The organism is Agromyces kandeliae (assembly GCF_009674665.1).
Taxonomy (GTDB): Bacteria; Actinomycetota; Actinomycetes; order Actinomycetales; family Microbacteriaceae; genus Agromyces; species Agromyces kandeliae.
The window spans coordinates 20,127-33,434 of the sequence record NZ_WKJD01000002.1; the positions used below are offsets into that span (position 1 = coordinate 20,127).

The 13,308-nt window shown below is 72.3% G+C and carries 7 protein-coding genes; 3 read left to right on the plus strand and 4 right to left on the minus strand.

The window, feature by feature from the left end:
* Window positions 1-199: 199 nt before the first annotated feature.
* Window positions 200-2,290 carry a bifunctional lysylphosphatidylglycerol flippase/synthetase MprF gene (locus GJR97_RS00145; RefSeq protein WP_154344545.1) on the plus strand — a complete coding sequence of 697 codons (2,091 nt, stop codon included), beginning with the start codon at window positions 200-202 and terminating at the stop codon, window positions 2,288-2,290.
* 60 nt (window positions 2,291-2,350) lie between these two features.
* Here the strand turns inward: GJR97_RS00145 and GJR97_RS00150 are convergent, their stop codons facing one another.
* Together GJR97_RS00150 and GJR97_RS00155 are read right to left on the minus strand one after the other, a co-directional pair.
* Window positions 2,351-2,968 carry a TetR/AcrR family transcriptional regulator gene (locus tag GJR97_RS00150; protein ID WP_154344546.1) on the minus strand — a complete coding sequence of 206 codons (618 nt, stop codon included), beginning with the start codon at window positions 2,966-2,968 and terminating at the stop codon, window positions 2,351-2,353.
* Between the two features lie 9 nt (window positions 2,969-2,977).
* Entirely contained in the window at window positions 2,978-4,543 is a 1,566-nt protein-coding gene (locus tag GJR97_RS00155; RefSeq protein ID WP_154344547.1) for an FAD-dependent monooxygenase, read from the minus strand.
* Between the two features lie 274 nt (window positions 4,544-4,817).
* On the opposite strand from GJR97_RS00155, the gene GJR97_RS00160 reads away from it, so the two are divergent.
* Window positions 4,818-5,294: a cupin domain-containing protein gene (locus GJR97_RS00160; RefSeq protein WP_154344548.1), complete on the plus strand. Its 477-nt coding sequence runs from the start codon at window positions 4,818-4,820 to the stop codon at window positions 5,292-5,294.
* A gap of 22 nt (window positions 5,295-5,316) precedes the next feature.
* On the opposite strand, the gene GJR97_RS00165 is transcribed toward GJR97_RS00160, so the two are convergent.
* Complete coding sequence (locus tag GJR97_RS00165; RefSeq protein WP_154344549.1) at window positions 5,317-5,991, minus strand: class I SAM-dependent methyltransferase; 675 nt, start codon at window positions 5,989-5,991, stop codon at window positions 5,317-5,319.
* Window positions 5,992-6,303: 312 nt separating this feature from the next.
* Between GJR97_RS00165 and GJR97_RS00170 the strand changes: the two genes are divergently transcribed.
* Complete coding sequence (locus GJR97_RS00170) at window positions 6,304-8,670, plus strand: arylsulfatase (protein WP_154344550.1); 2,367 nt, start codon at window positions 6,304-6,306, stop codon at window positions 8,668-8,670.
* 24 nt (window positions 8,671-8,694) lie between these two features.
* Here the strand turns inward: GJR97_RS00170 and GJR97_RS00175 are convergent, their stop codons facing one another.
* A complete protein-coding gene (locus GJR97_RS00175; RefSeq protein WP_154344551.1) occupies window positions 8,695-13,308 on the minus strand; it encodes a hypothetical protein in 4,614 nt (1,537 codons plus the stop codon).

Here is a 13,308-nt window from a genome sequence, read left to right on the forward strand (position 1 = left end):
ACCGCCACATTTCGTCCAAACGAGCAACGCAGGCCCGGCACCCCATCGGGTGCCGGGCCTTCGTCGTACCCGGACGCCGAGTGCGGCAGCCGTCCGCGTTCCGGCGCGCGGACGCGTCGCGCGAGTCCGTCGGCGTCACCCGGCGCGCGGGGAGCCTCCCGCTAGGGTCGGGGGAGGCGAGCGCGCCCCGGGGGAAGCGATGGCGACGACACAGGCGACCGATGCCGAGACACCACGGCGGTTCGCCGCGATCGTGACGAAGGCGCCCGCGACCCTGGTGACCGTCGCGGTCATCCTCATCGCAGGGCTCGCGACCGGGGCGCTGTGGTCGCCGTTCGTCGACCATCCGCTGTTCGAGAGCGTCGCCTACGGGCTGCCGGCCTTCGCCGAGGGGAAGTTCTGGACCCCGATCACCGGCACGTTCTTCGTCGACCACCCCGTCGTCTACCTGTTCGCGATCGCGAGCTTCGCGGGCATGGCGTTCCTCGAGATCAAGCGCGGTGGGCGCATCGCGCTGGGGTACTTCTGGGTGGGGCAGCTGTTCGCGATCCTCGCGAGCGCGCTGTTCCTCTGGCTCGCCGCCCTGCTGCCGTGGCCGTGGGCCCAACTCGAGGCCACCGTGCTCGATGTCGGGCCGTCGGGCGGCACCGTGGCGTGCATCGCCGCCGCGGTCGGGCTGTTCGTGCAGCCCTGGCGGGTGCGGGCGTGGCTGGTGCTCATCGCGTTCAGCGTCGTCACGCTGCTCTTCTGGGGGAGCCTCGCCGACCTCGAGCACGCCTTCGCCGTGGGCCTCGTGCTGGTCGTCGACCGGTCGCTGAAGGTCCAGCGGACGACCGTGCACGAGCAGCGGATCATCGCCGGCATCGCGAGCCTCGCGCTCGGCGCCATCGTGCTGCTCACGACGCTCGCGCCCACCTTCGGCCCGTTCGGTCGCACCGAGCCAGCGGGCGGCTCGTTCGTCGACCTCGCCCTCGACGTCGCCGTCATCCTCATCGTCACGAACGGCCTGGTCCGTGGTCGACGCTGGGCCTGGGTGCTGACGCTCATCTGGGGTCTGCTCAACGCGCTGGTATCGCTCGCGCTCGTGGTGCTGCTCCTGACGGTGCTCCGCGATGCCGAGGCCGACGCCGTGATCGGCGGCGACGCCGGCGTCGCGATCGCCACCGGCATCCTCTGGCTGCTGATGGCCGTCTACCTGATCGCCGTCCGCCGGGCGTTCGCGGCGAGGCGCCGGCCCGAACTCGGCATCGCCCCGCCGCCGACGCGCGACGACGTCGCGCGGGAACTCCGCACGCACGGCGGCGGCACGCTGTCGTGGATGACCACCTGGCCGCACATGCAGTACGCCCGCACGTCGACCGGCATCGTCGCCTACCAGCGCCGAGCCGGCGTCGCGCTCGTGCTCGCCGACCCGATCGGACCCGAGGCATCCCGCGACGAGTCGGTGTCCGAGTTCATCGACATGGCCGAGCACGCGGGGCTCGTCCCGTGCTTCTTCAGCTCGGGCGAGGCCACCCGAGCGGCCGTTCCCGGCGGATGGCGCAGCCTGGTCGTCGCCGACGACACCATCGTCGACCTCGAGGGGCTCGCGTTCTCGGGCAAGCGGTGGGCTGCGGTGCGCGGCGCGCTGAACCGAGCCGAGCGCGAGGGCATGGAGTTCCGGCTGACACGACTGGCCGACGAGAGCTGGGGCATCCGAGCCCAGCTGCGGGCCATCAGCGAGCAGTGGGTCGGCGACAAGGACCTTCCCGAGATGGGCTTCACCCTCGGCACGCTCGACGAGGCCGCCGACCCCGAGGTGCGGCTCGCGCTCGCGATCTCGCCGAAGGGGGATGTCGACGGGTTCCTGTCGTGGCTGCCGGTCTACGGCGACGCCGGCATCCGCGGATGGACGCTGGACCTCATGCGCCGCCGCGAGAACGGATTCGGGCCCGTGATGGAGTTCCTCATCGGCTCGTCGGCGCAACGCTTCGCCGAGGAGGGGGCGGAGATCATGTCGCTGTCGGGTGCGCCCCTGACCCACGACTACCCGCCGGACGCCGGGAGGATCGCCGAGCTCTCCGAGCTGCTGTCGAGGGTGCTCGAGCCGGTGTACGGCTTCCAGTCCCTCCATCGGTTCAAGGGCAAGTTCAACCCGCGCTTCGAGCAGCTCTACCTGCTCTACCGCGACGAGGCCGACCTCACGCGTATTGGAGCCGCCCTGACCCGCGCGTTCCTGCCCGATGCCAGCGTCCGGCAGTTCGCCGGCGCCGGGCTCGAGCTGGTGCGGAGGCCCGGCGGCGCAGACTGACGACCGGCGCCCGGCTTCGTCTCGAGGTCGGGCGTCGGCGGATGGTTCGGGGCTCTCGTCTCAGGACGACGCGCCGCGCGCGCCCACGAGCACCGCCTGCAGGGCGGGGCCGAGGCGGGCGGCGAGCTCGTCCATGTCGAGCGGTTCGAGCGCGTCGACCCGCAGGATGCGGGTGTGGAAGGCGACGCCGACCATGAGCGCGCTCGCGAGGGCGACGCGGACGGGAGCGTCGTCGTCATCGCCGGCGAGCCCCGCCGCGTGCGTCAAGAGTGCGCGACCGATCGTGTCGCGGAGCAGTCGCGCGGCCGACTCGTCGGCGGACGCCGAGCGGATCAGCGAGATGCCGATGCCCCGGGGATCGCCGATGAAGCGGCGCAGGAACGTGCGGGCGAGGACCTCGCCGCGGTCCTCCGGGGCGGCGGCGAGGGCGTCGCCGACGAGGAAGAGCGGGTCGTCGGGGATCTCGTGCGCGGCGAGGAAGAGCGCCTGCTTCGATCCGAAGTGGTGCGCGATCAGCGCCGGGTCGACCTCGGCGCGCCGCGCCACGGCCCGCACGCTCGTCGCAGTGAAACCGGAGGCCGCGAACTCCGCCCGCGCCGCATCGAGGATGGCGCGCCGTGTCTGCTGCGCGTCGCCGGCGCGTCGGCCTCGCTTCCGCGCCGGAGTCGTGTCATCCATCTCGTCGTCTCACCTCGTCGGCTGGCGCACCGCCCCGAGCCAGTTCTGCAGTTCCCCGTCGAGTGCCCGGATGTCTCTGCCGAGCCATCCGACGTGTCGATCGGGTCGCACCCACGCGACCAGGCCCTCGGCGTTCCGCCCGGCGAAGGGTCGCGCGTCGGCGGCATCGAGGTCGACGATATCCCACCCCCGATCGGCGGCCAGCGCCTCGAGTGCGTTCGAGCCGCCGTGCCCGCCCCGGCCCGTGCGCACGAGCAGGTGACGCCCCGCGTGCGCGTCCACGGCACGATCGAACGCGTCGATGCCGGTCCGGTGCAGCAGGCCACCCGCGCGGAACGCGGTCGTGCGGCCGCCCTCGCTCGACGTCGGCGCGGGATAGCGCACGAAGGCGCCCGACAGCACCCGGAAGGCGAGTCCGCGGCCGGCACGCGTGCGCGTCACCGTTCGCACGATGAGCGGCAGGACGGTGCGCCGCATGAAGGCGAATCGCCGACGCCCGTCGGCCTGCAGCACGAATAACCGGTCGCTGGTGTTGACGACCTGGAGCGCGACGGCCCGCCGTTCCGCCGTGTACGTGTCGAGCAGTCGCTCGGGCGCGCCGTCGAGCACGTCCGCGAGCTTCCAGGCGAGGTTCGCGGCATCCGCGATGCCGGTGTTCATCCCGAGCCCGCCCGCCGGGCTGTGCAGGTGGCCCGCGTCGCCGACGAGGAGCACGCGACCGGAGCGGAACGTTTCCGCCACGCGGTGGTGGCTCCGGTACGTCGAGCTCCATCCGATCGACTCGATCGTGACGGGAAGGGCGTTCGCGGCGATGAGCCGTCGCGCCTCTTCGGCGGTGATGGCGCGTCCGTAGCCGGCCTCCGCCGGCTCGCCGGACTGCTCGAGCAGGTTGCCGATCAGGCGGAAGTGACGATCGCCGGGCAGCGGCAGCACCGCGACCGTGCTGCGCTCGTGGAAGTTCAGGTACGACATGCTCGTGTCGAGGTCGGTCGTCGCGATCGCGTCCACGAGGAAGAACGAGCTGTCGTACGTGCCGCCCTCCAGCCGGACCCCGATCAGCGAGCGCACGGTCGACGATCCGCCGTCGGCCCCGATGACGTACTGCGCGTCCACGGTGCGCGTCGCGCCGTCCTCGGTGACGATGGTCGCCCGGCAGCCCGCATCGTCGCGGGTCAGGTCGGTGAGCCGCGTTCGCCATGCGAAGCGGATGCGCGTCTGCGCGATGAGCGAGAGCAGGAGGGCCTGCGTGCGGGACTGCTCGAGCATCAGGCCGTGCGGGAACGCGCTGATCCCGGTCCCGTCGTAGGGCAGCGTCGCTCGGGCTCGGCCGCTCGTCCGCATCTGGATGGCGGTCACCTCGCGGCCCTCGGCCTGCGCGAGTGGGGCCATCCCGATCGTGTCCCAGATCTCGAGCGTCCGCGAGTGCACCCAGATGGCGCGGGACTGCTCGACGGGTGCCGAATCGCGATCGACGACCGTGACCTCCACGCCCGCCCGATCGAGCAGGAGCGCGAGCGTCAGGCCGACCGGGCCGGCGCCGACGATGAGGACCGAAGTGCTGCTGGGGATCGTCACGGGATCCTCCGTTCTCTTGTGCCGTCAATATATCATCACGTGATGAATTAAGCCCCGGCCCCAGCTTCCCAGGTTTGGACGCGATTCGGCGTCCGGCATCCGCCTTGGCCGCCGCATTCCGTCCAACGAGCAACGAAAGCCCGGCACCGGTGATCTGGTGCCGGGCCTTCGTCGACCATCTCCCCCCGGTGGTGGAACCGCGGAACCCCCGCGGCTAGCCTGAACGGGGGAGGGCGCGCCGGCCGGCGCGCCGTGTCGACGAGGGGGACGACCGATGGAGATCACCGACAACGGGCCGCAGCCGAACGCGTTCGACATCGAGTCCGCGACCGTCGAGAACACCGACTACCGGGTCGTCGCGTGGAGTGGGAAGTACCTGCAGGTCACGCTCATGTCGATCCCGGTGGGGGAGTCGATCGGCCTCGAGGCCCACCCGGAGACCGACCAGTTCCTGCGGCTGGATGCCGGGCGCGGGGTCGTGCGGATGGGGCCGTCGGAGGACGAGCTCACCTACGAGCGCGAGGTCTCCGACGGCTGGAGCATCCAGGTGCCGGCGGGCACGTGGCACGACGTCGTGAACACGGGCGACGAGCCGATGCGGCTCTACGCGGTCTACGCGCCCGTGCACCACGCTCCGGGCATCGTGCAGGCCACCCGCGACGACGCCGACCGGGACGAGGAGTCGGGCGCCGACGAACCGCCGTCGTGGAGCGTCCAGCCGCCGACCACCGAACCCGACGAGCACGCCTGACGGCGATCGGCACCGGCTCCGATCAGCGTGCGCGGCGCGCGAGCAGCGTCGAGTCGTCCATGGCCTTCGCCTCACCGTCGCGGACCATCGTGCGCGGGCGCTGCTCGACGACGAGCACCTCGAAGCCCGACGGCAGGCCGGGCAGCAACTCCTCGGCGAGGAACATGGCGTCGCGGCGGCTCGGCGACGCGTTCGCGAACGCCTCCGACGGCGCGTGCCCGACGACGAGCAGGAGCCCGCCGGGCGCGACCGCGCCGGCCAGGCGGCGCACGACGTCGACCATGCCGTGGTCCGGCGGGTGCAGGAAGTGGGTCGTCACGAGGTCGAACGACCGGCCGCCGGCGTCGAAGGTGCGGGCATCCACCTGCCACCAGTCGGTGCGGTCGGCGACGCCCGCCGCTTCGGCGTGATCCGCGGCGCGCGCGAGGCCGTTCGTCGAGAAGTCGGCGCCGGTCACGCGCCATCCGCGCTGCGCGAGCCAGATCACGTCGCCGCCCTCGCCGCATCCGACATCGAGGGCCGTGCCGGGCTCGAGGGCGGATGCCTCGGCGACGAGCTGCGCGTTCGGGTTGCCGCTCCACCGGGCCTCGTCGCCCGAGTAGGCCTCGTCCCATGCGGGCGGCTCGAAGATCTCGGCGCCGTCGCCGGCATTGCCGTGATCGTGGCCGTGGTCCTGCTCGTGTCGGTGCTCGGTCATGGGAGTCCTCTCGGTCCTCCGCCAGCGTACGTCGGCGTCAGCGGGCGTCCGCGTCCGCTGTCTCCGCGGCCCCGTCGAGTTCGCAGGATGAGCCGCGGCATGGGCGCCGTGCGGGGTGGATGGCGCATGTCATCCTGCGTTCTCGTGATTGCGGCGCGAGGCAGCCGGCACGCGCGCAACGACCGGAGTCGGTCGGGCGCACAGGCCAGGGGTCACGTGGCTCGCACGGGACGGAAGGCCCGCGGGCTCCCGCGAGCCGTTGTTAGGTTCCGACGGGGGCCGCGCGCTGCTGCGCGGTCGGATGGGGGAGACATGTCCGAGGAGCCGACGCTGCGCGAGTACCGACCCGGAACCACGTTCCCGGGGGTGGTCGCGCGCACGTTCGACGAATCGTCGCCGGCCTGGCCGGAGCCGCTGCGGGCCGGGGAGGGCGCCCCGAACGTGCTGTTCATCGTCATCGACGACATGGGCTACGGGCAGCTCGGATGCTACGGCAGCCCGATCCGCACCCCGAACATCGACCGCATCGCGGCGAATGGCGTGCGGTTCGCGAACATGCACACGACCGCGCTGTGCTCGCCGTCGCGGACCTGCATCCTCACTGGACGCAACCACCACTCGAACCACATGGCGGCGATCACCGAGACCTCGACCGGGTTCCCCGGGTACGACGGCAACGTGCCGTTCGAGAACGGGTTCCTCGCCGAGATCCTGAAGGGCGAGGGCTACAACACGTTCGCGGTCGGCAAGTGGCACCTGACGCCCACCGACCAGACGACCGCGGCCGGGCCGTACGACCGGTGGCCGCTCGGGCGCGGCTTCGAGCGGTATTACGGGTTCCTGGGCGGCGACACGCACCAGTACTACCCCGAGCTCACCCACGACAACCACCGCGTCGAACCGCCGAAGACGCCGGAGGAGGGCTACCACCTCACCGAGGACCTCGTCGACCGGGCGATCACGTTCATCGCGGACGCGAAGCAGGTCGCCCCGAACAAGCCGTTCTTCACGTACTTCGCGACGGGCGCGATGCACGCGCCGCACCACGCGCCGAAGGAGTGGACCGACCGCTACGCGGGCATGTTCGACGAGGGCTGGGACGTCTACCGCGAGCGCGTCTTCGCGAAGCAGAAGGAGCTCGGGCTCGTGCCCGCCGACGCGGAGCTGTCGCGGCACGACCCCGATGTGCAGGACTGGGACGCCCTCTCGGCCGACGAGCGCCGGCTCTACGCGCGCATGATGGAGGTCTTCGCGGGCTTCCTCGAGCACACCGACCACCACATCGGGCGCCTCATCTCGTTCCTCGAGGAGCTCGGCGAGCTCGACGACACGCTCATCATGCTCATCTCCGACAACGGCGCGAGCGCCGAGGGCGGCCCCACCGGGTCGATCAACGAGAACAAGTTCTTCAACTTCGTGCCCGACTCGCTCGAGCAGAACCTCGCCGCGATCGACGACCTCGGCGGGCCGAAGTACTTCAACCACTACCCATGGGGTTGGACCTGGGCGGGCAACACCCCGTTCCGGCGCTGGAAGCGCGAGACCTATCGCGGCGGCATCAGCGACCCGTTCATGGTGCAGTGGACGAACGCGATCCCCGCGCGCGGCGAGATCCGCACCCAGTACGCGCACGCCATCGACATGGTGCCGACCGTGCTCGACCTGCTCGGCATCACGCCGCCCGACGCGATCCGCGGGGTCACCCAGTCGCCGATCGAGGGCGTGAGCTTCAAGGACGCGCTGACCGATGCCTCCGCCGCCTCGCTGCACACCACGCAGTACTTCGAGATGATCGGGCACCGGTCGATCTACCACGACGGATGGCGCGCCGTGTGCCCCTGGCCGGGAGCCTCGTTCGCCGAGTCCGGGCGCGCATTCGGCGACCCGATCACGGCCGACGTGCTGCGCGAACTCGACGCCGACGGCTGGGAGCTCTACCACGTCGCCGAGGACTTCGCCGAGAACCACGACCTCGCCGCGCAGTACCCCGACAAGCTGGGCGAGCTCATCTCGCTCTGGTACGTCGAGGCGGGCAAGTACCACGTGCTGCCCATCGACGGCCGCGGCCAGCAGCGCTTCGCCGAGCAGCGCCCGGTGATCGCGAAGGACCGCTCGCGGTACGTGTACTTCCCGCACACCTCGGAGGTGGCGGGCAGCGCCGCACCGCGGCTCGTGAACCGCCCGCACACCATCAACGCGCTGGTCGAGATCCCGGACGGCGGCGCCGAGGGCGTGCTCGTCAGCCAGGGCGGCGTCGACGGCGGCTACAGCCTCTACGTCAAGGACGGCCGGCTCGTCTACACGTACAACTACGTGGCGGCCGAGTACTTCCACGTCACGAGCGACACCGACGTGCCGACGGGCACGCACATCCTCAGCATGGAGTTCGCGCCGACGGGACAGCCGAGCATCCGCGAGGGCAAGGGCACGCCCGCGACCGTCACGCTGTTCGTCGACGGCCAGCCGGTCGGGAGCGGCGACCTGCCGGTCACCATCCCGATCATGCTCGGGCTCGCCTCGGGTGTCTCGGTCGGGCTCGACGCCGGGGCGCCGCTGACCGATGCCTACCCCGCGCCGTTCGCGTTCACCGGCACGATCGACCGCGTGGTGTTCGACGTGTCGGGCGAGCACGTCGTCGACCACGAGGCGGAGCTGCGCGCGGCGCTCGCGCGCCAGTAGGCGGGCTGGGGCGGCGGAGGCGGCTCAGGGCAGCTCGACGGTGTCGGCGTAGACGATCCGGCGGCCTCGGGCCTTGAACGCGAGCGGCGGCCAGACGCCCTTCGGGTCGATCTGGTGGAGCTCGTACTCGGCGATCCGGATGCGAAGCCGCACGCCGCGCTCGCGGTCGGGCACCGCGACCGCGCCGGCCCACTCGACGTCGCCGTGACGCGGCCGCAGGATCCCGAGCCGGGTGAGCAAGTGGCGCACCGGCAGTTCGGTCGGCGCGTCGACGGGCTCCCAGTCGAGGTCGCTCGTCGCGTCCTCCGGCAGGCGCTCGATCCACGCCTCGACCCGACGAGACGCGGCGACCTGGGCCGTGAGGGCCCCGAGGTGCTCGGCGAACTTCGGAACGCCGACGGTGCCCGCGAGCGTGACGGCGATCGCGTCGCCGTCCGGGGAGAGGACGAACGTCGCCTCGCGGCGCGGCACGAGTTGCACGAAGTCGGCCTTGACCACCGCCGAGATCTCCTCGCCGGGGATGGAGTGCCGCTGGTATCGCGCGAGCGCGAGCTGCACGAACGGCGTGTAGGCGCTGCCAGCGTCGACCTGGATGTCGCAGTACCAGAGATCTCGGGACTCGTCGAACGCGGGGCGGTGGCCGACGACCGTCACGGGGTCGCTCGACGGCGAGGCACCGGTCGCCGACTCGACGAGGGTGCCGTGCCCGACGTCGACCCGGAGCGGGAAGTGGTGGATGAAGGGCCCGCCGGGCAGCGGCTCCCCCTCGAACACCGGGTCGGTGCCCCACGACGACGTGAAGCGGCGTCCCTCGTCGGACGTGTGCAGAAGGAGGAGGTCGAGCCAGGACCCGATCAGGGCGGATGCCGCGGCGTCCTCGACGATCGGACCGGCCTCGGCGATCCGGGCCCGGTCGATCGCGCTGGCGGTCCGGTCGAGGAAGTGCTCGGCGTCGTCTCGCGGATGTGGCCGAGCGGGGCTCGGGCCGACCGACACGCGCCGGCCGTTGCCGTCGACGGCGAGGCCGGGCTCGAGGCGAAGGCGACCGCCGTCACCGCCTGTCACACGCAGTCCGTCGAGGATGCCCGACCGGGCGGCACGCGCGTCGCCGCCGTCGACGAGCTCGGCGCTCGCCTCGGCCAACTTCGAGCGCAGGAGCGCCGACGCCGAATCGGCCTTCGCGACCTCGTCGCGGCCGAGCCCGAGCCCGGTGAGGACCGATGTGGCCCACCCCTCGGCGAGCGGCCCGAGGGCGCGCGCGCCCGCGACGCCCGCGTCGAGGTCGGCGAACCAGTCCAGCCAGGGCTGCAGGCGCAGGATCACGCCCAGCAGTTCGTCGTCGCCGCTCGACCACCACGGGCGGCGCAGGTAGACGCGCAGGCCGCCGCCCGAGCGGACGCGGCGCACGCCGAACCGCGAGCCGACGCGCAGCGGCATCTCGTCCCACCGCCAGGTCGGGATGATCGAGTGGACGTCCGGGGGGTCCGGCCGGCGGCTCGACGGCACGTTGACACGCAGTGCGGGACCGGCGTGCGTGACGAGGTCCGGATCGTCGGTGACCTTCGGCGGGAAGTACTCCCTGAACCGGGTCGTCGCGATCGGCGTGTAGTCGACCATCCGGTGCTTCGTGTCGCCGAACTCGTGCCGCACCTCGTGGCGGGGGCCGTACGGGCCGGCCGGCCCGGCGGCGTCGCGACCGATCCGCGCCTGCGACTCGATCGGGGTCACCGGGAAGTCGGCCACGTGGGCGTGGCGCACGGGCGGTGTCGGCGTCCCGGGCGGCGGCGGGTCCGCGGGGTCCGGGACGAACACCGGCGCCGGTTCGAGGGGGTCGTCGACCGGCTCCTGCCACGTCGCCTCCAGGTCCATCCGCCCGGTGCTCGCGGCGTGCGTGCGGACGAATCCCGGGAGCACCGAGAAGGTCTCGCCGTGCGCACGACGCTGCTGCGCGTCCAACGCGATCTCGGGCGGCTCGAGCGGCTTCTCCACGGCGTGCACGAGGGTGAGCTCCGCGTAGGGCGTCACCATCCAGTGCCGGCCCTGCCGCATCAGCTCGCGGGCCTCGGCGATCGCGCTCGCCGGCGCGCCGGCGGTCTGCAGCTCGGCGCGGACGAGCGACCAGATCGACATAAGGTCGATGTCGGGCGCGTCGAGGAACGACGAGATCCGCACCGTGACCAGCGTCGCCTTCGGCAGCGGCACCGTGAGCGTGCGGCTCGGCACGTCGAAGTCCGGCACGCCGTCGCCCTCGACGACGCGCAACCGGAACGGCAACCGGTCGTGCCAGTCGGGGCCGCCCGGCCAGCGTTGCTCGCGCGTGCCGCCGGTCGTGTCGTCGATCTCGTCGCCAGGCAGCGTCGTGAAGGACACGCCCCGGGAGAGCGGATCGGGCAGGTACGGCAGGGCGAGCTGAGGCGTGTCGCGGACGATGTACTCGCCCTGCATGAGGACGTCGTCCTTGGCGAACGTGAATTCCTGGCCCGGGGCTCGGTCGGCGGGGTTCACGAGCCGTCCGTTCGGCATGGTCAGGTACGTCTCCGACTCGCGAGCCGCGATGAGGTCGAACTGCGCCTGCACCTCGGCCGGGCTGCCGCTGAACGCGGCGTCGAAGCGCCCGTGCGTCTCGGCGAGCTGCACGCTCGTGATCGGCGGCGCCAGGTGGCGCTCGTTCTCCTCGCGGTACACGATCCCGATCCGGCCCGACGGCTCGTGCCCGGGCAGGTCGCGGACGCGTTGCAGCGCGATGTAGTCCGAGACGGTCTCCCCGAGCGTGGAGCGGATCACCATCCGCATGAGCGACTCGCCCTCGGTGAACTCCGTGAGCGGGATCACGGCCGGCGACGGGACCGGCTCCCAGCGCAGGTACGGCCCGTCGAGCTCGCGCTCGTGCGCGTCGTCGAGCTGGTCGGCGGGGATGGAGTGCGCCGAGAGGTCGACCGCGCGCACGCGGACGCGGTAGGACCGGCCGAAGCGCAGGCGCGGGAGACTGCCGCCGGGCACGTGGAACCGTGCGGCGAGCGGGAACCCGGTCCCGGCCACGTCGGGCGCTTCGTCCGCCTGCACCGTGTCGGTCTCCGTCTGCTTCAGTCCCGGGCGCGTGACCGCGAGCGACCAGCCGTCCCACCCGGCCAGGGTCTCGTGCAGGTACTGGTCGGCGGTGGTGGCGGCCTCCTCGCTCGAGGTGCTCGCGGCCTTCAGGTAGCCCTCGTCGCGGACGTGGGGCGGGTCGAGCACCAGCGGTTCGGACGGCTGCGCCGGTCGGACCAGCCGGAACTCGCCCTCGCGCTCGTGCAGCGACCGCCACGCGTGCTCGGGCGCGTCGAGGTCGAGCACGTCGACGCGCCATCCGCGCGTCACGTCGGTCGCGTCGAGGGTCGTCGGCGTCGGCGAACCCGTGCGGTCCGCCTCATGGTCCGCCGACTGCTCGAACTGCGCGACGAGGTGCTTGGCCCGGTTGCGGCGCGCGATCACGATCCCGTTCGACCGCAGTGCGGGCAGCGAGGAGGCGTCGTCCGTCATCGAGGGCATCTGCAGCGCCGTCGCCGGCGTCGCGTCGAGGTCGGCGACCGTGCGCGCGATCGTGTCGAGCAGGCTCGCGAACTTCAGCGACATGCCGTCGGGATCGACCTGGTCGACGAGGAATCGCTCCGGGTCGTCGATCACGAGGCTGCCGTCGACGATGTCGGGCTGCTCGCGATCGATCATCGGCGCCCATGCGCGATCCGAATAGTGCACGCGCGTCCACGGACGCGACGGATCCGCGGCGGCCAGATGCGCGATGGGCTCGTCGGACTGCACGTGCACGACGCGGATCCGGGTGCCGCGCTCCGAGACGCCGGGGTCCTCGATCGAGAGGTCGATCGCGAGGCCCAGCCGGCGCAGCAGGTCCTCGTGGTCGGCGCATCGCGCCACGAAGCTGTGGAACTCCGGGGCGACGGGCTCGGGCGCCGGGCGGGTGGCGTTCGCCGGGTCGTTCGGGTTCGCGGCGCGGTCGTAGAAGCCGGTCGCGGCGAGCAGCGCGGTCCGCGGACGGTCCGCGGCGGGCACGGCGTCCAGGTCGAGGTAGCGGGCGCGGGCGGGCGTGCCGGCGCCGCCCGACGCGGGGTCGCTGTCCTCGCGCAGGCGTCGCAGGTACTCGCGCACGGCGATCCGACGGTCGCCGTGGCCGAGTTCCGGGACGATCCAACCTGGGCCGAGCTCGTCGAGCGCGTCCTTGAGCACGCCGTGCGTCACGGGAGGGAAGTCGGTGGCGTGCTTCGTCGCCGCGGTCGCGTACACCTCGCGGATGGCGCGCACGACCTCCTCGACCGGATAGGAGTGCACGATGGACTCCTCGAAGTGCTGGAAGGTCGCCTGCCCGACGGCGGTGTCGCCGAAGAGCCGCATCCAGAGCTCGGAATCGGGCTCGACGTGAGGGTCGACGAACTCGCCCGGGAAGGTGCCCACGCCCTCGAGCTCGAACTCCCAGCCGGCGTCGCGCACGGTCCGCGGCCAGTCGGCGAACGCCTCCGACTCCGCCAGCGGCACCTGCCCCGCCCCAGCCGGCACGGTCAACCGCGGCGTCACGAAGACCGTCACGCGAAGTCGGCCGTCCTCCCGGCCGCCCGGCAGTGCGGTGAAGATCGCCTGCTCGTCCAT

Bases quoted from the DNA above. Each gene is read 5' to 3' on its own strand.
- GJR97_RS00145 (WP_154344545.1), top strand. From the start codon at position 200: ATGGCGACGACACAGGCGACCGATGCCGAGACACCACGGCGGTTCGCC.
- GJR97_RS00150 (WP_154344546.1), bottom strand. From the start codon at position 2,968: ATGGATGACACGACTCCGGCGCGGAAGCGAGGCCGACGCGCCGGCGAC.
- GJR97_RS00160 (WP_154344548.1), top strand. From the start codon at position 4,818: ATGGAGATCACCGACAACGGGCCGCAGCCGAACGCGTTCGACATCGAG.
- GJR97_RS00165 (WP_154344549.1), bottom strand. From the start codon at position 5,991: ATGACCGAGCACCGACACGAGCAGGACCACGGCCACGATCACGGCAAT.
- GJR97_RS00170 (WP_154344550.1), top strand. From the start codon at position 6,304: ATGTCCGAGGAGCCGACGCTGCGCGAGTACCGACCCGGAACCACGTTC.
- GJR97_RS00175 (WP_154344551.1), bottom strand. From the start codon at position 13,308: ATGGACGAGCAGGCGATCTTCACCGCACTGCCGGGCGGCCGGGAGGAC.